The organism is Gordonia sp. LMA484 (assembly GCF_058129505.1).
Map to the genome: position 1 here is coordinate 1,730,479 of NZ_CM176700.1, position 24,067 is coordinate 1,754,545.

A 24,067-nucleotide genomic window follows, 5' to 3' on the forward strand; every position below is an offset into this window, starting at 1 on the left:
TGTGGCTGCGACGTGAAGTGCGGCGGTCGCGGTGGGGCTCAGGACGAATAGTCGTAGAAGCCCCGCCCGGTCTTCTTCCCGAGGTAACCGGCGTCGACCATGCGCTGCAGCAGGGGCGGCGGCGCCAGGTGCGGTTCCCGGAACTCCTGGTAGAGGGACTCGGAGACGTCGAGGACCACGTCGAGGCCGACCGTGTCGGACAACGTCAACGGACCCATCGGATGGGCGCAACCGTTGATCATCCCGGCGTCGATGTCTTCCTTTGTCGCGTAACCACTCTCGTACATGCGAATCGCGCTGACGAGATAGGGGATGAGCAAGGCGTTGACGACGAAACCGCCACGGTCGCCGGCCTGGATGGTCTTTTTGCCGAGGTGGTCACGGGCGTAGGCGGTGACGGTCTCGATCGCCTGCGGCGAACTGGCGAGACTGGCGATGATCTCCACCAACGGCATCACCGGCACCGGATTGAAGAAGTGCACGCCGACGACCCGGGAGGGATCGGCGACGTTCTTCGCGATGCGGACGATCGGGATCGACGACGTATTGGTGGCCAGGATCGTGGTGGCAGGTGTGACCTTGTCCAGTTCGGCGAAGAACTCGACCTTGAGTTTCTCGATCTCGGGCAACGCCTCGATCACCAGTTCGCGGTCGCCGAAGTCGGCAATCGTGGTGGTGGTGCGCAGCCGTGCCAGGGACTCCTGCGCCTGTTCGTCGGAGACCTTGCCCGATTTCACCGCCCGTGCCAGCGACTTCTCGACGCGTGCCCGTGCGGCCGCGGCAGTGTCCACGTCCCGTTCGAGGACCAGCACGTCGTCTCCGGCCCGTGCGGCCACCTCGGCGATACCGGCACCCATCGTGCCGCCACCGATCACTCCCAGCTGTGTCACGCGATCCTCCGTCGTATCGGATGTCAGGGTTTCCCATCGGGCGGCGGCATCGGCCGCCGCCGACAGTCTGTTCACAACCTAGCGGGCGCGTGGGCATCTGCCATGCCCAGGTTGCGGTGACCAGGTCACGGATGGGCGGACGGCCGAGTTCGCCAGGGTCCTAGGTACCGCTGACGGTGACGATCAGCCCTCCCGCTGCACCGCGTTCGACACTGGTGAGCGGCCATCGCAGCGGCAATCGTGGACGTATGGATTACGTGGTCGCAATCGAGGAACTGGGCCTCGAGAATACATCCCTCGTCGGCGGCAAGGGCGCAAATCTCGGCGAGCTGGCGCGGGCCGGGCTGCCGGTGCCGGGCGGGTTCGTGCTGTCGGCCACCGCCTTTTCCGACTCGATGGAGCACGCGGGGGTGCGTGACGAACTGATCGATGTCCATCGTCAGGCGTTGAACGCGGTTGACGACGGCGATCGGGTGGCCATGCTCTCTGATCGGATGACGAACATCGTGTCCGCGGCCGGGATCGCCCCGGCTGTGCGGGATGCGCTGGTCGCGGCGTATCAGGAGTTGAGCACGGACGGTGACACCGACGCGATTGTGGCGGTGAGGTCATCGGCGATCGGTGAAGACGGCGTCACCGCATCGTTCGCCGGGATGAATGCCACGTTCACGAACGTTTCCACCGAGGCCGGGTTGGTCGGCGCAGTCGGACGCTGCTGGGCCTCACTGTTCAGCCCGAGGGTCATCACCTACCGGGCCGGCAAGGGTCTCAGCGGCGAGCCGTTGATGTCGGTGGTGGTGCAGAGAATGGTTGCCGCGGTCACGGCCGGCATTGTGTTCACGGCAGATCCCGTCACCGGAGATCGAAGTCGTCTCGTCCTCGAGGCCGCTCGCGGCCAGGGTGAGGTCGTCGTCTCCGGTGCGGTCACACCCGACACGTACGTCGTATCGAAGGATGGTGACTCGACGATCACCCGGACCGCCGGAACGCAGGATTTTCGTATCGTTCGCGGGACGGACGGGCACGATCACCGCGAACAACTCGACGAAGCGGAACGTTCGCTGCCCGTCCTCGACGACGATCTGGTCCGAACCATCGTCGGGCTGGCGCTGGCGGCCGAGAAGCATTACGGCGACCCGCAGGACATGGAATGGGCCATCGACGATGCCGGCGCAGTGTGGATCGTCCAGTCGCGCCCGATCACCACGCTGGACCCGACGGGATTGCGTAGCGGGACCATGCCCGAGAAGTCCACCGGCGGAAAGCGATTGGCGCACGGATTGGCGGCCGCGCCCGGCATCGCCAGCGGCCCGACGCGGATACTCATGGCCCCGGAGGAGGGCCCTCGCCTCCGAGCCGGGGAGGTACTCGTCGCGCCGATGACCGATCCCGATTGGTTGCCGACGATCAGGCGAGCCGCCGCAGTGGTCACCGATCGAGGCGGCGTCACCTGCCATGCGGCGATCGTCGCGCGTGAGGTCGGTATCCCATGTGTGGTGGGCACCCGCTCGGGCACCAGGGATCTCGCGGACGAGTCCATCGTCACCGTGAACGGAACGACGGGGGAGGTGACGGCGGGTACGGCTCCGCAGCTGGTCGATTCACGGACGAGACCAGCCTCTACTGCGCGATCCGTCGGCCGAGAATACGTGACGGCAACGCACATCTACGTCAACCTCGGCACGCCCGATCGCGCCGCCGAGATCGCCGCCGACGACGTCGATGGTGTTGGGCTCGTGCGAGCGGAGTTCATGCTCACCGACGCGTTGTCCGGCCGCCATCCGCGTGCCGTGATCGCCGATGGTGACAGTCGAAGGTTCGTCACATCCCTGTCCGACGCACTGAGCCGGATCGCCGCGCCGTTTGGCTCACGTCCGGTCACGTACCGCACCACGGACTTTCGCAGCAACGAATTCCGTAGGCTCGCGGGTGGTGCGGAGTTCGAACCGGAGGAACGAAACCCGATGATCGGCTACCGCGGGTGTTTCCGTTACGTCCGGGACCCTGAGGTCTTCCGCCTCGAACTCGAGGCCATCGCGCTGGCGCGCGAGTCGCACGCGAACATCCACCTGATGCTGCCGTTCGTGCGTACTCGGTGGGAATTGGAGCGCTGCCTTGATCTCATCGACCACAGCCCGCTCGGAGGGCACCGTGGGATGCACCGATGGATCATGGCCGAGGTGCCCTCGGTCATGTACTGGCTGCCCCAGTACGTCGACGCCGGTATCGACGGCGTGTCGATCGGGAGCAACGATCTCACCCAGCTGATGTTAGGGGTCGACCGGGATTCCGAAACATGTGCCGAGTTGTTCGACGGGAGTGATCCGGCGGTGCTCGACGCCATCGAGACGATCATCGGTACCGCCCGTGATTGTGGAATCTCGTCGTCACTGTGTGGGCAGGCGCCATCGACCGATCCCGCCTTTGCCGAGAGATTGGTGCGAATGGGTATCACGTCGATCTCGGTGAACCCTGACGCGGTGGCGGCCACCCGTCGGCACGTGGCACGTGCCGAACAACGGCTGCTGCTGGACAATGTGTTGCGTCACGCGGCGCCGGGAACACAGGACGGGTAGCGCAGAACCCTTGGTGCGCGCTCGAATGGATCCACCGCGGCGCTCGCCCATCACATCCCGCGGTGCCACCGAACGACCGTGATGGGGCAGTGCGCCGCGGCCAGCACGTCTCGACTGGTCGACCCGAGGAGCATGCCGGAGAACCCGCCTCGCCCGCGGCTGCCCACCACGACCAGTTGTGCCGCCTGCGCATGATCGAGCAGCGCACGAGCCGGCCGATCCCGGACCACAACCGCACGAACCGGAATGGCGGGGTATCTGGCGCGGACATTGGCGAGGGCATCGTCGAGCTGTTCCTGGGCGTCGGCACGGTGCACCGGCCATTGCCGCGCCAGATTCTGATCCGACCCCATCAACGCGAGGTCGCTGTCAGCCCATGCGTGCACCACCGTGACAGCGACACCGCGAGCCGACGCCTGGTCGAACGCGGTCTCCAGCGCCGTCGCGCAGGCCGCGGAGCAATCTGTCCCCACCACCACCGCTGAGTCGACGGGGACATACGCGGACCGCTCGCCGACGACGGTCAAGGGACAGCGGCAGTGCGAGGCCAGAGCGGTGCTCACCGATCCCATGCTCGCGCGAACGATCCGCCTGTGGCCCCGATCGCCGACGACCAGCATCCACGCGGTCTCAGACCGGGTGAGCAACGACGCAATCGGCGCCTCGGTCACGATCTCCACCCTGACGCCGACCCGGGAGCCGTCGGCCATCGCGGCTGCGATTGTGCGGCGCGCCTCGGCCAATGCGCGCTCACATCCCGAACGCAACGACGCGCGGTACGCGGCCGGCAGGATCGTGGCGCCAGATGGGCACATCGATGACAGCAGGAGAACGGCGGATTCGTGGAGTTCGGCATCCTTCGCCGCCCAACGCACCGCCTCCAAGGCGGTCCCAGAACCGTCGACGCCCACGACGGTCAGACCAGCCGACACGTGGATCACCTCCGTGCCCGAAGTGGTCGATACTGTTCCAGTAGAACTCATTTCGAATGGCTGGGGCACGTGTCGAAGACCCCTGATCGCTGGGCCGAAATGCCTCGCCCCAGGCCGCCCAGGTGCCCCGGCAGGGGAGTTGATCGAGGATCAGCGGTTGCGCCGCTCGTCGGCCAGCTTGGCCGCGTACACGGCGGCCTGGGTTCGTCGCTCCATTCCGAGCTTGGCCAGAAGGCGCGACACATAGTTCTTCACGGTCTTCTCGGCCAGGTGCATCCGCTCGGCAATCTGGCGATTGGTGAGACCTTCGCCCAACAGGGACAGCAGGATCTTCTCCTGGTCACTGAGGCCGTTCAATGGCCCGGACTCGTGCTCCTGCTGCTGACGGAGCCTATCCATCAATGCGGCCGCCGCACGATTGTCCAGCAACGACCGGCCCGCACCGACCTCGTTGACCGCCTTCGCCAGCTCCATTCCGGTGATGTCCTTGACAACGTATCCGCTCGCACCCGCCAGGATGGCATCCAACATCGCCTGATCCTCGGTGAAGGAGGTGAGCATCAGGCACCGGAGGCCGTCCACCTTGCTGAGCAGTTCCCGACACAATTCGATGCCGTTGCCGTCGGGGAGGCGTACGTCGAGCACGGCGACGTCGGGCCGGAGCGCCGGGATGCGCGCCAGTGCATGTGAACAATCCCCGGCCTCTCCGACGACTGTCAGGTTGGGGTCGGAATCGAGCAGTTCGATCAGCCCCCGCCGAACGATTTCGTGGTCATCGACCAAGAACACGGAGATCATCGGTTCCTCCCGACCGGAGCTGATGGCTGGCGATCACAGTCTGAAAGCAGCGGGTCAGCCGGTTCGGACCGGCACTCCGGGATGCACGGCCTCGGTTGAGAGGTTCGTCCCGAAAACCTCGTCCGCGAGCTTGCTCAGCGCGCGACAATCCTGCGCCCACGCCATCCGGCCGGCCGGCGTCGTGTGATACACCCGCAGCTGTTCGTATCCGGCCAGCTGACAGTCCATGGTCAACAGACCATTCGCGACGAGTTCCTCGAGGATCGCACGCAGTTCGCTGGACTGGAGCCGATAGTCGCGGCGGATGAGTTCTGCCTCGATATGAGGTTCAAGCATCGGTTCTGCGATCGCGCAACCCAGGATGTGGAGACGTTTCGCTGCGTACTCGATGGATCGCATCGTCATTTCCTCTCTGGGGCCGGCTGTCCGCCCGTCACTCTTCACTGTGCGACTGCTCGAGCAGGTTGTACAGGGCCGCAGTACCCTTTCCCCGAGGGACTTGTGCCGCCGCGCCGCGAAGACGACCCGCGACGGTGATGGACGCCGTCGGCGCACCCCGACCTGCTGTGCGAGCGGTGTCGGCACCACTAGGATCAGTCCTCATGACGGCTGATTCGGGAAGCGCGGGGGATCAGTCGGAGGACAGGCATGACCCGCTGTCCCAGATGCGCGTCCGAGATCCGACGGACGGCTTTCTCGAGGCCATGCTGGCGGTCAGTTCCGGACTCGACCTGAAGGCCACACTTGCATCGATCGTCGACTCGGCGGTGACCCTCGTCGACGCCGAGTACGGGGCGCTCGGCATTCGCGGCACCGGACACGACCTGAGCGCGTTCATCCACCAGGGTATCGACGACGCCACGCGCACCCGGATCGGTCCGCTGCCGAGCGGCCGAGGCGTGCTCGGTCTACTCATCGATCAGCCGAGAGTTGTTCGGCTCAAAGACCTCTCGCAGCACCCCGACTCGGTCGGCTTTCCGGCACATCACCCGACGATGACCACATTCCTGGGGACTCCGATCCGAGTGCGTGACGAGATCTTCGGAAACCTCTACCTCACCGAGAAGAAGGGTGGTGCCGAGTTCACCGAAGACGACGAGCTGGTGATCCAGGCGTTGGCGTCGGTGGCAGGGATCGCGATCGACAACGCCCGCCTGTATGAGCAGTCGCAGACGCGGCTCACCTGGATCGAAGCAACCCGCGACATCCGCATGGAATTGTTGTCCGGCGTCGACCAGCACGCGGTCGTCGAGATGATTGCGCGCAAGGCCCTCGTCCTTACGGATGCGAACCTCGTTTTCGTTGCGGAGCCTCCCGTGTCCGACCAGCCTGCCGGGATGGTTCGCGAACTCGTGGTGACCGTGGCCGAGGGCGAGCACGCGGGCGACGTGGTCGGCTCATCCATTCCGGTGGCGGACTCGACCTCCGGCGAGGCGTTCTCCAGGCGGATTCCGTTGCGCCGCGATCGGCTTCGATTCAGCCCCACCGATGAGGTGTCCAATCGTTATGGCCCTGTCATGGTGGCACCGTTACGCACTCTGGAGGTCACCAGCGGTGTACTGGTGGTGCTGCGCCGGGCCGGTCAGCCGTCCTTCTCCGACGAACTGTTGGCGTTGAGCGCGAATTTCGCCGACGAGGTGGCGCTTGCCCTGGAGTTGGCCATGGCCGGCCACCGGGCACAACAGGTACAGGTCCTCGCCGATCGAGAACGGATCGCGCGCGACCTGCACGATCACGTGATCCAGCGGATCTTCGCCGAGGGCATGAGCTTGCAGGCGACGTTGCAGCAAACGCAGTCGCCCGACGTTCGGGAGCGATTGACCCGGACGATCAACAATCTCCAGGACGTCGTCCAGGAGATCCGCACCACGATCTTCGACCTGCACAACGCCGACTCGGCGATCACGCGACTTCGGCAACGGATAGACGAGGTCATCGATCAGCAGGTCGACGACGCACTACCGTTGCGCACTCATGTCCGGTTGTCGGGGCCCTTGTCCGTGGTCGAGCCACGGCTCGCGGAGCAGGCGTTGGCGGTGCTGCGGGAGGCGGTCAGCAACGTTGTCCGCTATGCGCAAGCCGACACCATGACGGTGATCATCTCGGTCGCCGACGACCTGGTGGTCGAGGTCGTCGACGACGGCATCGGCCTACCCGAAGACGTCACCGCGAGCGGCCTGACCAACCTACGTGAGCGAGCGGAGGCCTTCGGCGGTTCCCTCACACTCTCCCCGCCACCGACCGGCAGTGGGCTCGTGCTGCGATGGTCGGTACCACTCCAATGACCGACGAGCCATATCGCGACATACGAGCGGAGTCGGTCAGTGGTGGCTGTTGATGTCAAGATCTCGCCACTCGTTTTCCCACACGCGATACCTACTGCGTTGCAGGAGACGTCGGATCGCCGCGGTGAGAAGCCACCACCCCAACACCACCAGTAGCGTGGTGGCCGCAGTGGCGATCAGAGCGTCGACCAGAGCATCGGCCGCCGTCCGCGGCGGGTTCACCACGGTTCCGGAATCGTCGACCCAGAGAGTTCGCGTCCCGCCGACGATGTCGGTACGGAATGAACCGATCTGAGCGCTCATCGATCGACCATCCGGTTGGGTCCACCTCACAGTGGTCGGCATATCCAGTCGCGCTGGAGCTTTCGTAATGGTTGCGACGACAGAGTGACGCGGCGCCTGATGATCGATCGTCGATGTCACCGAGGTGTATGTGCTGCTGCCGATGATCAGACTGACCGCAAAGCCCACCGCGGCGGCGATGGTCACGACGACCAATGCGAAAGTCTCGATGCGGTCGACCGGGCGGACGAGTTTGTTCGCCGACATGTGCATCAACCGCCACGCGTGGAGTTCCCGGGAAAGCTGCTGCAGCATGTGTCTCGCCTCCCTGCCGACGGCCGGACTCCAACTCCCAGAGTATCGCTGCGCCGCTGATCGATCATCGGTTCTTGGACTGCAGGCCCGATGACCTTCGTCCCGGTTGGCCGCGATGTCCCCTTCGTCGCGGGTGGGCCGTTGGGCCCGGCGCCCTGGGGCGATCCGCCGAGCGCTGACCGCAACACCCGGCTGACGATGGCCTGGAGACCGTGATGCCCGTCGACCTCGCGGAGGATGACCTTCGACTCACGCGCAGACGCCTACGGCGAGCGTGTAATGGCGTCAGCTGATGTGGTTCCAGCATTCACCGGGAAGAAGGAAGACGGACATGAGCGAGCCGAACGCGCCGATGATGGTGGCGGTGGATGGGTCGGACAGCGCGACGGATGCCCTGCGTTGGGCCGCCGCGGCCGCGGTTCGCGAACACCGAGATTTGACGGTGGTCAGCGTCGCCGGAATCGTCCCGGCCGCCTACGGGCCGGGAGTCGTAATGACCTATACCGAGATCAAGCATGCCATGCGCGCCGAGGCGCAGCGCGTCGTCGACGATGCCGTTCGACTCGTCACGGAGTCGGCACCCGCGCCCTCGGTGACCGGAACCGTGCTGGAAGGCACACCCGCGCTGGCACTGCGCGAGATCTCCACCCGCGCGCACACGCTGATCGTGGGCAGTCGCGGGCGCAGAGGAGTCAAGGGATTGATGCTGGGCTCGGTCAGTACGGATGTGGTCGCGCACGCGAACTGTCCGGTCGTCGTGGTCTCGGGTCCGAGCGCAGCGGACGGACCGGTGGTGGTGGGCGTCGACGGTTCACCGCTGTCGCGTGCGGCCGTGGCCGAGGCCTTCCGGCAGGCCTCGTTGCTGAACACCTCAGTGCTGGCGGTCCACACCTACGGGGGCTCTGAACAGTTCGTTGGTTTGTGAGTAAACGTGATCGAAGGTGTGTATTTGTTGGCGTGTGTAGCTGGCTGTGTGGGCGCGGTCGCAGGGTGTTCATCGGTAGACGGCGTATCGGTGGTTTCGTGAGGGTCGGATGCCGGTTCCTGCTCGGCGGTTGGGGTCGGGGACGATGTGGGTGGAGACTTCGGTCACCGAGCCTGTTGGTCGGACTGTTGTGTATGCGCGGGTGTCCTCGCATGACCAGCGGGCTGAGCTGGACCGGCAGGTCGCGTGGGTGAGTGAGTGGGCCACGGTCAATGGGCACACGGTTGGCGAGGTCGTGTCCGAGGTCGGCTCGGGCTTGAATGGCAAGCGGCCGAAGATTCGGCGGGTGTTGTCGGACCCATCTGCAACAGTGGTGATCGTGGAGCACAGGGACCGTCTGGCGCGGTTCGGGGTCGAGCACCTCGACGCTGCATTGTCGGTGCAGGGCCGTCGTATTGTGGTGGCCGACGACGGCGAGAGTGACGATGATCTGGTCGGCGAGATGATCGAGGTCCTGGCGTCGATGTGTGCCCGCCTGTACGGGCGGCGAGGAGCACGTAACCGGGTCATGCGGGCGGTCGCCGCGGCGAAGCAACCCGACGCTTGGGCTGTGTGATGGCCGTGAGGTTCCAGATTCCGGACGGGCACGTGCTCCAGGCGTACCAGTACGCACTCGATCCGTCCGATGGGCAGGTCGGGGTGTTGGAGTCGCATGCTGGTGGTGCGCGGTTCGCATACAACACGATGCTGCGGGCGGTGAAGGCGAATCTGTCGCAGCGGGAGGCCGAGAAGTCCTACGGGATCGCTCCTGAGGACCTGACCCCGTCGCTGAGGTGGTCGTTCCAGTCATTGCGGAATGAGTTCAACCGCCGCAAGCACCAGGTGGCCCTCGACGAGGACGGGTTGCCGTGGTGGCCGGTGAACTCGAAGGAGGCCTACGCCGGGGCGTGCAGGAACCTATCGGAGGCGTTGGCGAACTTCGATGCCAGCCGACAAGGCGCCCGTGGTGGTGCGCGGGTGGGGTTCGCGTCGTTCAAATCGAAACGGTCGACCCGCACGTTCACCTTCACCACCGGCGCAATCCGCGTCGAGCCTGACCGCCATCACGTGACGTTGCCCAAACTCGGCGCTGTCCGGGTCCATGAGTCGACTCGCAAGCTCGCGCGGCGCCTGGAATCGGGTACGGCACGGATTCTCCGGGCCACAGTGCGATTCGAGCGCGGCCGGTGGCTGGTCAGCTTCACCTGTGTCGTCGCCCGCGCCGTGCAGCGGCCCCCACACGTCAAGCTGGTCGCACCGGTGGTCGGGATCGATCTGGGGGTGAAAGACCTTGTTGTCGCCGCGACCCCGGAGGGCAGGGAGGTGATGCGGGTTCGGGCACCGAAGGAACTCTGCCATGCCGGGCGGCGGTTGCGGGCGTTGCACCGCAAAGCGGCCCGCCAGCAGGGCCCGTGGGACGACCCCGCAGGAGCCGTCGGCCGGGTGGCGGCGTACCCAACAGCAGCTCGCCCGCGAGCACGCGCGGGTCGCGAACCTGCGGCGTGACCGACTCCACAAACTCACCACCCGGTTGGCGCAGTCGTTCGAGGTGATCGGTACCGAGACGCTCGCGGTGAAGAACATGATGGCCGCCGGTAGTGCCCGCAAACGCGGGTTGAATCGTGCGATCGCTGATGCCGGGCTCGGTGAGTTCTTCGGGCAGCTCGACTACAAGACCGGCTGGTACGGCTCGACATGCGTGCGAGTCGATCGGTGGTATCCAAGCTCGAAGACGTGTTCTGGCTGCGGGTCAGTGAAAACCAAACTGGCCCTGTCAGAACGCCTCTACCAGTGCAGTAACGGCGACTGCGGGTTGCAGATCGATCGTGATCTCAACGCCGCAATCAACCTCGCACGCTATGCGCGAGCGGAGCAGAGTGCCTGCTTCGACAATGGTGGAGCCGACCGTAAGACGACCGCTCCGGCGGCGCTGGTGGCGATGAAACCTGAATCCGGTAACGGAAGCGCCTCACCGCAAGGCGAGGCTGCCTGATGAACGAGCACACTCACCTTTGCTCACCAACAGGCAACGGCTCTGCCCATGACGCGTTCTACGGTGCGGGAAACCAGGTGATGCAGCGATGGCACGACGAGGCGATCGCATTGGTGGCCGAGCAGTTGGCCGGCTTTCGCGAGGATTACCCCGACGTCGGCATGGACACCATCGTCGCGGTCGATACACCGGCGCACCGCATCGTGGATGCGGCTCAGACTGCTCAGCTCGTGGTGGTCGGAAGCCGTGGACGCGGAGGCTTCCGCGGACTACTTCTCGGTTCCACCAGCCGAGCTGTGCTCCATGTCTCGCCTTGCCCGGTCATGGTCGTCCACAGCGCGACGTAGGCCTCGGCGTTCGAGTGCCGCCGGGAACGCGACACTGCCCACGCCTGCCGGGCACCGGCTCCGGGCCGGGGTTCGGTGCCCGAGCAGCGACCGCTCAGACGCGATCCGGTGCTTGTTCGGCTGCGGCGATCTCGGCGCGCACCTGGTCCATGTCGAGGTCGCGCACCGCGCCGATCAGTTGATCGAGCTGCGCGGTCGGCAGGGCGCCGGGCTGATTGAATACCAGGACACCGTCACGGAATGCCATCAGCGTCGGGATCGACCGGATCTGGAAGCCGGCAGCCAGCTGTTGCTCGGCTTCGGTGTCGACCTTGCCGAACACGATGTCGGTGTTGTCCTGTGCGGCCTTCTCGAAGACCGGCGCGAACTGGCGGCAGGGACCGCACCAGCTCGCCCAGAAGTCGAGCAGCACGATGCCACCCTCTCCGATGGTGTCCTGCAGATTCTCCAAAGTGATCTCACGAGTGCTCATGATCTGTTCAATGCATACCCCTGGGGGTATATTCCCTCGGAGATGTCACCGTGATCACGCTGTCCATTCCGGTGCGGCCCGCGGCGATGCGTCCAGACCGCGGGACGCCTCAGGCGTCATCCGGTGCTTGTTCGGCTGCGGCGATCTCGGCGCGCACCTGGTCCATGTCGAGGTCGCGCACCGCGCCGATCAGTTGATCGAGCTGCGCGGTCGGCAGGGCGCCGGGCTGATTGAATACCAGGACACCGTCACGGAATGCCATCAGCGTCGGGATCGACCGGATCTGGAAGCCGGCAGCCAGCTGTTGCTCGGCTTCGGTGTCGACCTTGCCGAACACGATGTCGGTGTTGTCCTGTGCGGCCTTCTCGAAGACCGGCGCGAACTGGCGGCAGGGACCGCACCAGCTCGCCCAGAAGTCGAGCAGCACGATGCCACCCTCTCCGATGGTGTCCTGCAGATTCTCCAAAGTGATCTCACGAGTGCCCATGACCACTGCAAGGCCCGTCCGTCTGGGCATATTCCCGATTCAGTCCGCGGTGTTCGCGCCGGGCCGCGCTCCGCGCGACGACGCGCTGCTCACTGATGCAGGTGTAGCGCGAGGACCGGGATCGTCCGGATACCTTCGGTCTTTACCGCATAGTCGGCGAATCCCGGGTAGCGACGAGCCTGTTCGGCATAGATGCGGTCGCGATCAGGCCCGGTGACCTCACTGACCGAGACCGCACGCTTTTCGGTGCCGAGTTCGACCTCGGCGGAACCCGCGGTGGTGAGGTTGTAGTACCAGGCGGGATTGCTGGGTGCGCCCGCCTTCGACGCGAAGACATAAACCGTCGTGGGATCCTGATCGTCGGGCAGATACATCATCGGAGTGACGTTCTCTTTGCCGGTCTTGCGACCTCGATGATGGACCAGCACCATCGGGGCCCCCTCGAAGTTCCCTCCGACCCTGCCGTCGTTGGCCCGGAACTCATCGATGATCTGGTTGTTCCAGTCCTGGTACTCGCTCATCGCATTTACTCCTCGGTCGGTACGGCGCACGACAAAGCTGGGAGAAGCCTACGACGATCGGTGTTGCGGTAGGCCCGCATATCGGTAGATCGCGCTGTCCGGATGCCGTGCCAGCGCACCGGGTCCACAAAGCAGGCCGTGGCCCAGATGTCACACCAGATGGTCTCTCAGATCTCGAAGTACTCACAGTGGATGGACGCCGGCTCTGCCCCGGCGCGGATTGCCGCAGCACGGATCGAAGAAACTCTTGTCCCGCCCAGAGCTGGTGGGGAAGTACGAGTCCTGCAGCCAGATACCCGTACAGATGGATCAGGTGCCAGGACTCGTAGCGCAGGCGGCGGCGCGCAAACCGGTACGACGTGAGCACGACCATGACGATGCATACCGTCCCGGCGATCGCGAGCAGCATGCCCGGATAGTCGAGCGCGAAGTCGACGACGGTCGGCCAGATGTGCGCCAGGTCGACATCCGCGTATCCGACGGTGACCAGCATGATATGCGCGAGCAGCAAAGCGAAAGAACCGAAACCGACCCAGCGATGCGCCCGGGTCAGTGCGTCCCGCCCCCACGCACGTTCGATGAACGGCACTCGCGCCATCATGATCACCTGGACGAGCATCAACGCCGATGCCCAGAGCCCGGCCAGGCACCCGATCGAGGTGACGATCGCACCTGCCGTCCCCGTGTCGGTCAGGCCACCGCCGGCCACCCAGAGCACCGTGACGAAGAGAAGCAGTGCCCAGAACACACTTCCGGTCACGTCTCGCCACCAACGAGGGCTCCGATGAGCTCGGCGTCGCCGCGTACCGACGGCTGGCGCCGCACCGGCCGATGGAGGGGCGGGAGCGACAAGATTGCCCGATGTCACGTGGCCAATCCTCTGTCGCGAAGTCGGGGGGTGACTGGCAGCGGGCTGGGAACCACCTGTCAACGGTGTGCAGCGTCGTCCCGGCCGAAAGAGCGGGAATCGGCAACAGCGTGGATGCCAAATCGACCGTGCACGTCACCTCCTACCTGATTCGACGTGGGATAACGTCTAGTCATGTCGGATTCTGAACGTGAGGATTCAGCGGCCCAGCCGGCGCCGTCCATGGCCAGCCCGGCCCTGCTGCGTGAATTGCCGTCCACCCCTCGCGGCATCCGCACCCGCGACGCGTTGATCTCTGCGGCGCGCATGGTTTTCGAACGGCTCGGCTATCTCGACACCCGGCTGATCGACATCACCACCGAAGCACGCTGTTCGTCGGGGACGTTCTACACATATTTCGCGGGCAAAGAGGAGATTCTCGCGGCGGTCCTCGAGATGTCACAGAAGGACATGCTGCATCCCGGAATGCCTCACGTCATCGACGATGACGATCCGGTAGCCGTCATCGCGGCCAGCAACCGCGCGTATCTCGAGGCGTACCAACGCAATGCGCGCTTGATGGGAGTCCTCGAGCAGGTCGCCAACATCGATCCCGAGTTCCGCCGCCTACGTCATGAGCGAGCCGAGGCGTTCGTTCTCCGCAATGCCCGGAGCATCGAGGCGCTGCAGTCGCGAGGACTGGTCGACGAGCGCCTCGACCCGCTGCTCGCATCCCGAGCGCTGTCCGGAATGATCAGCCGACTGGCGTTCTCCTTCTTCGTGGTCGAGCCTGAATTGGGCAAACCGCCTGTCGACATCGACGCGGTTACGGACGCATGCACCATTTTGTGGGCCAACGCTCTTCGACTCGCTTCCTGACATCCTTTTCGCCGGCCCCGCTGATCGCCCCTGCCTGCCGACTCCTGCCGAGCAGGCATCGATCCGAAGTCGCCGGGTAGTCGCCATCGGGAAGAAGGACGACCTCCCCCCGGTCGCCGACGAGATCTGTTCGGTCCCGACTCTGTCCTCCGCTATTGAAGTTGACGGCGACTTCAACTATACAGTTCTGAGACGTGCATCACAGCACGTTCACACATTGGGGTAGCTCACACAATGAGCTCGGGAATGGCCGCGGAGACCCTCGAGCCCGTCCACGCAGTCGCCTACGCCGGTTCTATCGCCGGCAGTCAGATCACATTGTCGGAGAAGGGAAGCAGGTTGACACACACTGAGACGGAGCTGATCGACAGGAGCGCGAGCGCCGCCCCGCCACGTGGGCTGCGGTCGCTCTGGGATCGCAAACTCGACAGCTATCCGGAAGCCGCGGCACGCTACCGATATCTGGCAATCACCGTTCTCGCCACGATCGTTCTGTACTACCAGCTCTACATCCAAGGGGCGGTCGCGACGAAGATCATCGCTTCGTTCGGCATGACCTTCACCCAGTTCGTCGTCATCTCGATCGTCGGCAATCTCGTGGGTGCGTTCGCATCACTGGCCGCCGGACTCGCCGACCGATGGGGACGTGCCAACCTGGTCGTCATCGGCCTGGTGATCACGGGTCTGTTGGTGCTGTTCGCGTTGCCGCTGGCTCCGAATACCCTGTGGTACACCATCTTCTTCGCGCTGCTGAGCATCGTCGAAGGCATGATCCTCGTGGCTACGCCTGCGCTGATCCGTGATTTCTCACCTCAGGTCGGCCGGGCGTCGGCGATGGCATTCTGGACGATGGGCCCGGTGCTGGGCAGCTTGGTGGTGACCGCCGTCTCCAGCAGCACACTCGATGCACACCCGGATTGGCAGTTCCAGTTCTACGTATGCGGCATAGTCGGGCTGATCGTGGCAGTGATAGCCATCGTCGGGCTGCGCGAGCTCTCGCCGGGGCTACGGGATCAGCTGATGGTCAGCCTTCGCGAACGAGCGCTCATCGAGGCCCGCGCCCGCGGCATCGATGCCGAGACGGCCCTGCGCGGACACTGGCGTCAGATGCTCCGATTCGACGTCATCGGCCCAGCCATCGCGATCAGCCTGTTCCTGCTGTTCTATTACATCGCGGTCGGGTTCTTCGTGGTGTACTTCGCGACGACCTTCGGCTACTCCGAAGCACGCGCCAACGGTCTGGCCAATTGGTACTGGGTCGCGAACGCGATCGCACTGATCCTCGCGGGTGTGATCTCCGACAAGATCCGGGTACGCAAGCCACTGATGGCGATCGGTGCTGCGATCTCGATCGTCGGCACGGCGATCTTCGCCATCCTGGCGACACATCCCGATACCGGGTATTACACGTTCGCGATGGTGCTGGTGATACAGGCAGTGGGCGGCGGAATCGCCTATTGCGCCTGGATGGCGAGCTTCACCGAGACGGTGGAACGACACAACCCGGCCGCCACGGCGACGGGCCTGGCGATCTGGGGATGGACGATCCGTATCACCGTGACGCTGGCACTGACCGCCTTGACTTTCGTGGTCCCGGCGACATCGACACTCGTCGACCAGGGTTCCCGAGTGTCGGAGATCGTCGCGGAGTATCCCGAACAAGTGGCCACGGCGAGCGCGGTGGAGCCGGCGACGCTCGGCGCCCTGGCCGCCAACCCGATGGACGCGCGCGCGGGTGCGTCCGCGGTCGCCCAGTTGATGCGGGCAGGTCTGGCGGCGACTCCTCAGGACGCGGTGGCACGCCTTCAGCAACTGAGCACCGATCCGATCCCACCCGCCGATCAGGCCTACCTCGCCGAGCACGCTTCCGACGTGAAACAGGCACAAGACGACAATCCGGGCCAGTGGCAGGTCTGGTGGTGGATCTGTGTCATCGCTCAGCTCCTGTTCGTGCCGTTCATCTTCGTGCTGAAGGGTCGATGGAACCCGCGAAGGGCTCGTCTCGACGCGCGGGAACACGACGCCGTCGTCGAGCGGGAGCTGTCCGCGTTGCGGTCGGCCTGAGAAGCGATCTCTCGCAGGCCAACTCGCCGACAGATCGGCCCGGTCCCCGAGGAGCTCCGGAGCGCCGGCGGACGATCCGACCACAGATCCCTGAGGAGCTCCGGAGCGCCAGCGGACGACCCGACCACCGATCCCTGAGGAGCTCCGGAGCGCCAGCGGACGACCCGACCACCGGTGCCCGGGAAGCTCCGGAGCGCCAGCGGACGACCCGACCACCGATCCCTGAGGAGCTCCGGAGCGCCAGCGGAGGAGCGTCACGAAGGGTCACCCCTCTGACGCTCCTCCGCTGTCGTGGCGGCCGGCGCTTCACCCCTCAGGGCCGAATTCATGCAGCTCGGAGGTGGCGGTTCAGCAGAGTGCGGGTCACGTCGGACGCCGGATGAGAGTCTCCGATCGGTTCGGAGGTCCGAGGTCGGCAACACCAGCAGTGGCCCGAACTACCGAGTTTTGGCCGCTCCTGTGCTGTCGGTCACACCGCAAGCGCCATAGGTTCGTACGTGACAGAGGTCACAGGGTCCACAGATCATGCTGATGGACTTACGACGGTGAGGGAGAGACCGCATGCCACTCGAACCTGTATCGCAGGGGCTCCTGCAACAACTCGCGGAGGAACGCCAGCCACCGATCAGCGAACAAACTCCTGCGCTGGCGCGGATGTCGGGACCGATCTTCGCCGGAATGAGTGGTCGAGGTCCGGACGTCGCGCGAGTGCAGAATCTCAAACTGGAAGGCAACGACGGCGGCACGTTCCGTGTGCGTGTCCTGGTACCCGAGGGGGAGCCGGAGTCGGTCATCGTCTATTTCCACGGTGGGGGATGGGTTCTCGGCGACATCGACCTCCAGTACGACCATGTGGGCCGCGACTTGGCGAATCGGACCCGGTCCACGGTCGTGTTGGTCAATTACCGCAAGGCACCCGAGCACCGGTTTCCGGTCGCGATCGAGGACAGCTACATCGGATTGTGTTGGGCGGCAGATCATGCGGCGGAGTTCGCGAGGCCCGGCGCGCCACTGATCATCGCCGGGGACAGCGCCGGCGGCAACATCGCCGCCGTCATGGCGTTGTGGGCGCGGGATCGGCAGGGACCGCGGGTCGACTACCAGGCCCTCGTCTACCCCGTCACCGATTGCGACTTCGAGACGGCGTCGTATGTGAACCCGGAAAACCAGTTGATGCTCAGTCGGGACACGATGATCTGGTTCTGGGATCACTATCTACCTGACGCCGACGCGCGTACGGATCCGGATGCGTCGCCACTGCGCGCGACAAACCTGGCCAGCCTACCACCGGCGCTGGTGTATGTCTGCGAGTACGACCCACTGCACGACGAGGGGGTCGCCTACGCGTCAGCGCTCGAGAAGGCCGGTGTGCCGGTGACTTTGACACAGGCCGACGGCCAGATGCACATCTACTTCCAGATGGCGAACATCCTGCCCGGCTATCAGACAGGCATCCAACTGGTCGCCGACCACATCAGCGAATTCATCACCAACCACACTCGCACAGCGCAGGAGTCCTCCCGCGCTCCGGAAAAGGAGACCACTGATGCCTGATCGCGACGTCATCATCATCGGCGCCGGCTTCTCCGGTCTCTACCAGCTGTTCAAGCTGCGCGACCTCGGGTTCGACGCCCATGTGATCGAGGCGGGTCCACAAGTGGGCGGCACCTGGTATTGGAACCGATACCCGGGCGCACGCTGCGACATCGAATCGATCGGCTACTCATACTCGTTCGATCCCGACCTCCAGCAGGAGTGGAACTGGTCCGAACGCTATGCCGCTCAGCCGGAGATCTTGTCCTATCTCGAACACGTCGCCGATCGCTTCGACCTCCGTAGGGACATCACCTTCGACACGCGGGTCCAGTCATTGGAATTCGACGATTCCGACGATGTGTGGACGGTGACCACCGACTCCGGTTCGCGGATCACGTCGAGGTTCGTGATCGCCGCGACCGGATGTCTGTCGAAGCCGTTGGTTCCGACGTTCGACGGCCTGGACGACTTCACCGGCGACAGCTACTGGACCTGGAACTGGCCGGTGAGCGGTGTCGATCTCAGCGGCAAACGTGTTGCCGTCGTGGGAACCGGATCCTCGGGCGTACAGACGATCACCGCCATCGCCCCGACCGTTGGCTCGCTGACGGTGTTCCAGCGCACCCCGACCTATGCGGTCCCGGCCCACAACCGGCTCATCGCCGAGGAATTGGCAGAACTCAAGACGCACTATGACGACTACCGGGAAGAGTGCCGGCTCTCGGTCGGCGGGGCGCTCTGCGGCGACGAGCTACCGCCGTTCTTCGATGACCTCGACGACGATCGCATCGCTTCCGAACTCGGACTGCGCTGGGACGACGGCGGACTGTGCTTTCAACAGTCGTTCCGTGACCTGCTGCAGCACCCGGAGGCCAACGAGCGAGCCGCCGAGTACGTGCGAAACCGCATCCACCAGAAGGTCGAAGACCCCGAGACGGCCGAGAAGTTGACTCCTCGGTCATACCCCATCGCGGCGAAACGAATGTGTGTGGACACCGGCTACTACGAGGTCTACAACCAGTCGAACGTGTCCCTGGTCGATGTGAACGAGCATCCGATCCACCGGATCACCGAACGTGGGATCCTTGTCGGCGAGACCGAGTACGAGTTCGATGTGATCATCCTGGCCACCGGTTTCGACGCCATGACCGGGGCGCTCGACGCGATCGAGATCCGTCACGGTGACCTGACACTTCGCGACAAGTGGGCCGACGGACCGCGCACCTATCTGGGGCTGATGTCGGCCGGGTTCCCGAATCTGTTCACGGTGACCGGCCCGCAGAGTCCGTCGGTGCTGTCGAACATGCTGACCTCAATCGAGTATCACGTCGAATGGATCAGCGCTGCACTGCAGCATCTGCGCGACCAGGGGCTCACGCGCATCGAACCGGACGTCGATGCCGAGGACAATTGGGTCAACACCAACAACGACGTCGCAGACCTCACGCTGCTACCGCAGGCACCGTCCTGGTACATGGGCGCGAATGTTCCCGGCAAGCGACGTGCCGCCCTGCCTTTCGTCGGCGGGGTCGGCACGTACAAACAGATCGGCGATGGCGTGGCGATCGCCCACTATCACGGCTTCGAATTGGCCTGATGCACAGCCGGATTCTCAATGGGGCTGTGGTCTGCTTAGCGGCCACTGATCGCTCAGCCTGATCCACCGGTGTCCTCAGCTCATCAGCTCATCACGAGCCACTGATCCCTGAGGAGGCCCGGAGCGCCGGCGGAGGGACGTCACGAAGGGCGGCCCTCCGCCGGCGCATCCTTGCGAGCGTTCGGGCTCCCTCAGGACTCGTGGTGGATGGGAGCTCGGATCCGAACCTCTACGAAGAAGTGATCGGCAATCGTCCCCGCCCGAGCGACCGCAGGCGAACCGGTGCTCAGTCGGCGGTCGGTGAGCTCGCCCACCGTCGCATCGCCCGCGAAAAACTCGACCAGTCGCGGTATCCCAGTCGCTCGGCGATCTGGGTCCGCGGCAACGACGTGTCACGGATCAGGTCGTGCGCCAGGCTACGACGGACATCGTCGTGAATCGCCCGATACGAGGTGCCCTCGCGGGTGAGGCCCCGGCGCAACGTCCGAGCCGAGTAGTGCAGGTCTGCGGCACATTCCTCGAGTGTCCGGTCCAGCGACGGCTGCTCGAGCAGATACGCGCGCACACGACCGGCCACCCCGTGAGCGTGCAGGCGTTCCGCGCGCAGCCGCTCACACTGTTCGATGATGACAGCGGCGGTGTGTGGATTGGCCATGGGCAGCGGCAGGTCGAGGTAGGAGCGATCGAAGATCAACTCGTCTCGGCTGCAACCGAAGTCGACCGAGACCTCGAAAACCTCCCGATAAGTGTCACGCGCGTCACCGTCGGGTGCATCGCGGGTCAGGTGCACCTCTCGCAACGGCGCGACGTCGGTGCCGGCGAACAGTTCACGCTGCATCTGCACGCTCGCGCTGAGGTCACGTTCGATCACAAATGCCGCGATGTCATCTGGTACACCCGCGGTGTGCGCCGAGAGTGACCAGCGGTCGTCGCCGACGAGCTCACCGGTCATCGTCGCGAAGGCGAACGTCAGCGGCGAGTACCTCAGACCGCACCGCACCATGTCCGCGACCAGACTGCAGGCCTGCAGCAGATAGCCGTAGTAGCCGTACGACGTCAGGTGGTACTCCCGGCCGATCTCGGCCCCGATACCCGGTCGGTCACCGAGGGCGGCCAGCAGGTTCCGGATCACCACGATCTCCTGCTGCGCCTCGATCAGCTTGGCCGTGTCGGTAAGAGTGTCCCCGGTCAGTCCGGATCCGTCCCAAAGCGATTCGGGCGATACCCCGTTGTCGGCAGCCCACGCGCAGATGATGGCCACGCCGGCGGTCGTGCGTGGATGGTCCCATGGGTCTGGCATGCGGGCGAACACCGTTGCCGACGCCTCATCGATCACGTCCCCGTCCGTCTCGACGATCATCGTCACGCCGTCATCCTCTCTGCCGCGCCGCTCGAGCCATGTGAGGAGTATCACCCTCCAGGCCGCGCCACGGCAATTCTCTGCACGTTCACGCGAAGGAGTGGGACGACCGTCCGAGTCCCCCTGTGTGGCCGCAATTGCCATCCTTCTGGCCCCGAATGACCTGTCTGTGTCGCGCCTCCCGACCATACGCTCATCAACGACCGACGTGACAGTCGTCACATGGCGCGGCGTTTCCGGTCCGATGACACAGCACGCACCCCGGCCACCCGGTTCACCAAGTCCCAAGGAGAACGTATGAAGACCAAGGCAGCGATCCTCGAAGAGGTCGGCGGAGACTGGAAGATCGCCGACGTGGACCTCGGCGATCCGACGGCAGGCGAGGTGCAGGTCAAGCTCGCGGCGTCCGGCCTGTGCCACTCCGACGCGCACCTGGTCACCGGGTCGAGCCCGGTGCCCATCATGCCGGTCCTCGGCGGCCACGAGGGTGCCGGCGTCATCACCAAGGTCGGCCCTGGCGTGACCGGACTGGAGGAGGGCGATCACGTCGTGCTGGCGTTCATCCCCGCCTGCGGTACGTGTCCGTCATGCTCGACCGGACTGCAGAACCTGTGTGACGAGGGCGCCGGGCTGCTCACCGGGCAGGCGATCTCCGACAAGACCAACCGGGTGACCCGCGACGGGCAGCCTGTGCTGCAGATGTGCCTGTTGGGAACATTCGCGCCCTACGTGACCGTGAATCAGGCGTCCGTCGTCAAGATCGAGAAGGACATTCCGCTGGACAAGGCCGCCCTGCTCGGTTGCGGCGTGTCGACCGGGTGGGGTTCGGCGACCGAGATCGGCAATACCCGCCCCGGAGACACGGTCGTGGTCATGGGGGTCGGTGGTGTCGGTATCAATGCCGTCCAAGGTGCCGCGTTCGCAGGTGCACGGTTCGTAGTCGCGATCGACCCGGTGGAGTTCAAGCAGAAGAAGGCGATGGAGTTCGGCGCCACCCACACCTACGCGTCGGTCGACGAGGCAATGGCGGAGCTACCCGACATCACCTGGGGTCACATGGCCGACGTCGTGGTGATCACCGTGGGCGAGATCAAGGGAGAGCACGTTCAGCAGGCACTCGGCATGACGGCCAAGGGTGGCCAGGTGGTCGTCACCGGTATGGGCAATTTCCAGGACGGGCAGGTCGATCTCAACCTCTTCGAGCTCACGTTGCTGCAGAAGCGGGTGCAGGGGGCCATCTTCGGCGGCGCGGGCCCGCGCACCCAGATCCCCAAGCTGCTGCACCTGTATCGATCCGGACTCTTGAAGCTCGATGAACTCGTCACCACGACGTATCGCCTCGAGGACATCAATCAGGGCTACCGCGACATGGCCGACGGCAAGAACCTGCGCGGCGTCGTCGTGTACACCGACGAAGACTACTGAGGAGACACCCAGATGCGTACCCACAAGGACCACTACATCAACGGGCAGTGGATTCCGTCTACGGGGAGTTGGCTTCTCCCGGTGACGAATCCGGCGACCGACGAGACCATCGGCGAAGTCGCCGCGGGGTCGGCCGACGACGTCGACCAGGCCATTCGGGCCGCGCGCGCCGCTTTCGACGGATGGTCGGCGACGTCGGTGGCAGAGCGCGCCGGCTATCTCGGCGCGATCGCGCAGGGACTCATCGATCGTTCGGAGGAACTGGCCGCACTCATCTCGAGCGAGATGGGCGCACCGATGTCGTTCGCCCGTGCGGCGCAGGTCCCGTTGCCCATCAACAGCTTCGCGCAGGCCGCCGCCATCGTCACCGAGTTCGAATTCGAGGGCAGCTACCGCGGGTCGACGATCGTCCGCGAGCCCTACGGGGTCATCGGTGCCATCACGCCGTGGAACTATCCGCTCCACCAGATCGCGCTGAAGGCCGCATACGGCATGGCCGCAGGCAACACCGTGGTGGTGAAACCGAGTGAGGTCACACCGCTCAACGCCATCGTTCTGGCCGAGATCATCGACGCCGCGGGACTTCCGCCGGGTGTGTTCAACGTGGTGTTCGGAACGGGTCCGGAAGTGGGAGAGGCCATCGCGTCGCATCCTGACGTCGACCTGATCAGCTTCACCGGCTCCACCCGGGCTGGGCGACGGGTCAGTGAACTCGCGTCGAACACCGTCAAGCGGGTCTCGCTCGAACTCGGTGGCAAGAGCCCCAACATCCTGCTCGACGATGCCGACCTCACCGCCGCGGTGCCGGCCGCGGTGCAGGCCGCATTGCTCAACTCGGGCCAGACATGCTCGGCCCTGACCCGTCTGTTGGTGCCTCGCTCCAAACTGGCCGACGTCGAGAGCATCGCGAAAACCGTGATCGAGTCGATTCCCGTGGGCGACCCGACCGACGAGGCCACAGTGCTCGGGCCGCTCTCGTCTCGAACCCAGCAGGAGCGGGTTCTCGGATACATCAAGAAGGGAATCGACGAGGGTGCACGTGTTGTGACCGGCGGACAGACCGAGCCGGGAGACGGTCCCGGAGCCTATGTCCAGCCGACTGTGTTCTCGGACGTCACCACGGAGATGACGATTCACCGCGAGGAGATCTTCGGCCCGGTGCTCGCGATCGAGCCGTATGACACCGAGGACGAGGCAGTCGAGATCGCCAACGACACCATCTACGGTCTCGCCGGTGGGGTCTGGTCTGGCTCGACGGAACGTGCCCAGAAGGTGGCGCGAAGGATTCGGGCGGGCCAGATCGCGGTCAACGATGCCGGAATGAATCTCGATGCGCCTTTCGGCGGCTACAAGCAGTCCGGGATCGGTCGCGAGGCAGGACAATTCGGCCTCGAAGAGTTCTTGGAGGTCAAGTCCATCCAGGGCTGACCGATGGCATTGCCGTCGACGCTGCGAAACCGGGATCGTCTCCGGTTTCGCAGCGAGACGTTCTAGTGT

At 64.9% G+C, this 24,067-nt stretch carries 21 protein-coding genes and 2 pseudogenes; 13 read left to right on the forward strand and 10 right to left on the reverse strand.

The window, feature by feature from the left end:
- Positions 1 to 38: 38 nt before the first annotated feature.
- Positions 39 to 890 (reverse strand): 3-hydroxybutyryl-CoA dehydrogenase, encoded by an 852-nt coding sequence (locus AC4AMJ_RS07365; protein ID WP_489917660.1) that lies wholly within the window; start codon positions 888 to 890, stop codon positions 39 to 41.
- A gap of 248 nt (positions 891 to 1,138) precedes the next feature.
- Here AC4AMJ_RS07365 and ppsA point away from each other — a divergent pair, with 248 nt between their 5' ends.
- Positions 1,139 to 3,466, forward strand: a complete 2,328-nt coding sequence (ppsA, locus tag AC4AMJ_RS07370; RefSeq protein WP_489917661.1) for a phosphoenolpyruvate synthase — start codon at positions 1,139 to 1,141, stop codon at positions 3,464 to 3,466.
- Positions 3,467 to 3,516: 50 nt separating this feature from the next.
- Here the strand turns inward: ppsA and AC4AMJ_RS07375 are convergent, their stop codons facing one another.
- The 3 genes from AC4AMJ_RS07375 to AC4AMJ_RS07385 all read right to left on the reverse strand — a co-directional run bounded on the left by AC4AMJ_RS07375 (position 3,517) and on the right by AC4AMJ_RS07385 (position 5,595).
- Positions 3,517 to 4,398, reverse strand: coding sequence for a universal stress protein (locus AC4AMJ_RS07375; RefSeq protein WP_489917662.1), 882 nt, complete (start codon positions 4,396 to 4,398; stop codon positions 3,517 to 3,519).
- A gap of 150 nt (positions 4,399 to 4,548) precedes the next feature.
- A complete protein-coding gene (locus tag AC4AMJ_RS07380) occupies positions 4,549 to 5,196 on the reverse strand; it encodes a response regulator (protein WP_489895410.1) in 648 nt (215 codons plus the stop codon).
- Between the two features lie 54 nt (positions 5,197 to 5,250).
- The gene (locus tag AC4AMJ_RS07385) at positions 5,251 to 5,595 is read right to left on the reverse strand and encodes a PadR family transcriptional regulator (RefSeq protein ID WP_489895412.1); all 345 of its coding nucleotides are present in this window, start codon (positions 5,593 to 5,595) and stop codon (positions 5,251 to 5,253) included.
- A 203-nt stretch (positions 5,596 to 5,798) separates the two neighbouring features.
- Between AC4AMJ_RS07385 and AC4AMJ_RS07390 the strand changes: the two genes are divergently transcribed.
- Positions 5,799 to 7,481, forward strand: coding sequence for a sensor histidine kinase (locus AC4AMJ_RS07390; protein WP_489917663.1), 1,683 nt, complete (start codon positions 5,799 to 5,801; stop codon positions 7,479 to 7,481).
- Positions 7,482 to 7,517: 36 nt separating this feature from the next.
- On the opposite strand, the gene AC4AMJ_RS07395 is transcribed toward AC4AMJ_RS07390, so the two are convergent.
- Positions 7,518 to 8,078 carry an Rv1733c family protein gene (locus tag AC4AMJ_RS07395; RefSeq protein WP_489917664.1) on the reverse strand — a complete coding sequence of 187 codons (561 nt, stop codon included), beginning with the start codon at positions 8,076 to 8,078 and terminating at the stop codon, positions 7,518 to 7,520.
- Positions 8,079 to 8,409: 331 nt separating this feature from the next.
- Between AC4AMJ_RS07395 and AC4AMJ_RS07400 the strand changes: the two genes are divergently transcribed.
- The 5 genes and pseudogenes from AC4AMJ_RS07400 to AC4AMJ_RS07420 all read left to right on the forward strand — a co-directional run bounded on the left by AC4AMJ_RS07400 (position 8,410) and on the right by AC4AMJ_RS07420 (position 11,382).
- Positions 8,410 to 9,003, forward strand: coding sequence for a universal stress protein (locus AC4AMJ_RS07400; RefSeq protein WP_489917665.1), 594 nt, complete (start codon positions 8,410 to 8,412; stop codon positions 9,001 to 9,003).
- Positions 9,004 to 9,043: 40 nt separating this feature from the next.
- Positions 9,044 to 9,619: pseudogene (locus AC4AMJ_RS07405) on the forward strand (IS607 family transposase).
- Positions 9,619 to 9,723, forward strand: a pseudogene (locus AC4AMJ_RS07410) (hypothetical protein); the annotation flags it as partial. The pseudogenes AC4AMJ_RS07405 and AC4AMJ_RS07410, both read left to right, overlap by 1 nt.
- 676 nt (positions 9,724 to 10,399) lie before the next feature.
- Positions 10,400 to 11,035 carry an RNA-guided endonuclease InsQ/TnpB family protein gene (locus AC4AMJ_RS07415; protein WP_489917666.1) on the forward strand — a complete coding sequence of 212 codons (636 nt, stop codon included), beginning with the start codon at positions 10,400 to 10,402 and terminating at the stop codon, positions 11,033 to 11,035.
- On the forward strand, positions 11,035 to 11,382 hold the full coding sequence (locus AC4AMJ_RS07420) for a universal stress protein (protein WP_489917667.1): 348 nt from the start codon (positions 11,035 to 11,037) through the stop codon (positions 11,380 to 11,382). The genes AC4AMJ_RS07415 and AC4AMJ_RS07420 overlap by 1 nt, the downstream gene beginning before the upstream one ends.
- Before the next feature lie 94 nt (positions 11,383 to 11,476).
- On the opposite strand, the gene trxA (AC4AMJ_RS07425) is transcribed toward AC4AMJ_RS07420, so the two are convergent.
- The 4 genes from trxA (AC4AMJ_RS07425) to AC4AMJ_RS07440 form a co-directional block, all read right to left on the reverse strand.
- Complete coding sequence (gene trxA, locus AC4AMJ_RS07425) at positions 11,477 to 11,854, reverse strand: thioredoxin (protein ID WP_489917668.1); 378 nt, start codon at positions 11,852 to 11,854, stop codon at positions 11,477 to 11,479.
- Between the two features lie 109 nt (positions 11,855 to 11,963).
- Entirely contained in the window at positions 11,964 to 12,341 is a 378-nt protein-coding gene (trxA, locus tag AC4AMJ_RS07430) for a thioredoxin (RefSeq protein ID WP_489918392.1), read from the reverse strand.
- An 89-nt stretch (positions 12,342 to 12,430) separates the two neighbouring features.
- The gene (locus AC4AMJ_RS07435) at positions 12,431 to 12,862 is read right to left on the reverse strand and encodes a nitroreductase/quinone reductase family protein (RefSeq protein ID WP_489895430.1); all 432 of its coding nucleotides are present in this window, start codon (positions 12,860 to 12,862) and stop codon (positions 12,431 to 12,433) included.
- Positions 12,822 to 13,622, reverse strand: coding sequence for a ferric reductase-like transmembrane domain-containing protein (locus AC4AMJ_RS07440; protein ID WP_489917669.1), 801 nt, complete (start codon positions 13,620 to 13,622; stop codon positions 12,822 to 12,824). The genes AC4AMJ_RS07435 and AC4AMJ_RS07440 overlap by 41 nt, the downstream gene beginning before the upstream one ends.
- 282 nt (positions 13,623 to 13,904) lie before the next feature.
- On the opposite strand from AC4AMJ_RS07440, the gene AC4AMJ_RS07445 reads away from it, so the two are divergent.
- From AC4AMJ_RS07445 to AC4AMJ_RS07460, 4 genes are all read left to right on the forward strand, one after another.
- Entirely contained in the window at positions 13,905 to 14,588 is a 684-nt protein-coding gene (locus AC4AMJ_RS07445; RefSeq protein ID WP_489895434.1) for a TetR/AcrR family transcriptional regulator, read from the forward strand.
- Positions 14,589 to 14,834: 246 nt separating this feature from the next.
- Positions 14,835 to 16,652 carry an MFS transporter gene (locus AC4AMJ_RS07450; RefSeq protein WP_489917670.1) on the forward strand — a complete coding sequence of 606 codons (1,818 nt, stop codon included), beginning with the start codon at positions 14,835 to 14,837 and terminating at the stop codon, positions 16,650 to 16,652.
- A 561-nt stretch (positions 16,653 to 17,213) separates the two neighbouring features.
- Positions 17,214 to 18,206, forward strand: a complete 993-nt coding sequence (locus tag AC4AMJ_RS07455; RefSeq protein WP_489917671.1) for an alpha/beta hydrolase — start codon at positions 17,214 to 17,216, stop codon at positions 18,204 to 18,206.
- Positions 18,199 to 19,785, forward strand: a complete 1,587-nt coding sequence (locus AC4AMJ_RS07460; protein ID WP_489917672.1) for a flavin-containing monooxygenase — start codon at positions 18,199 to 18,201, stop codon at positions 19,783 to 19,785. The genes AC4AMJ_RS07455 and AC4AMJ_RS07460 overlap by 8 nt, the downstream gene beginning before the upstream one ends.
- Positions 19,786 to 20,071: 286 nt before the next feature.
- Here AC4AMJ_RS07460 and AC4AMJ_RS07465 read toward each other — a convergent pair whose 3' ends face one another.
- Positions 20,072 to 21,145 carry an AraC family transcriptional regulator gene (locus tag AC4AMJ_RS07465; RefSeq protein ID WP_489900886.1) on the reverse strand — a complete coding sequence of 358 codons (1,074 nt, stop codon included), beginning with the start codon at positions 21,143 to 21,145 and terminating at the stop codon, positions 20,072 to 20,074.
- A 297-nt stretch (positions 21,146 to 21,442) separates the two neighbouring features.
- Here AC4AMJ_RS07465 and AC4AMJ_RS07470 point away from each other — a divergent pair, with 297 nt between their 5' ends.
- Both AC4AMJ_RS07470 and AC4AMJ_RS07475 read left to right on the forward strand, forming a co-directional pair.
- Positions 21,443 to 22,570 carry an NDMA-dependent alcohol dehydrogenase gene (locus AC4AMJ_RS07470; RefSeq protein WP_489917673.1) on the forward strand — a complete coding sequence of 376 codons (1,128 nt, stop codon included), beginning with the start codon at positions 21,443 to 21,445 and terminating at the stop codon, positions 22,568 to 22,570.
- A gap of 12 nt (positions 22,571 to 22,582) precedes the next feature.
- A complete protein-coding gene (locus tag AC4AMJ_RS07475; RefSeq protein ID WP_489917674.1) occupies positions 22,583 to 23,998 on the forward strand; it encodes an aldehyde dehydrogenase family protein in 1,416 nt (471 codons plus the stop codon).
- Positions 23,999 to 24,067 lie beyond the last annotated feature (69 nt).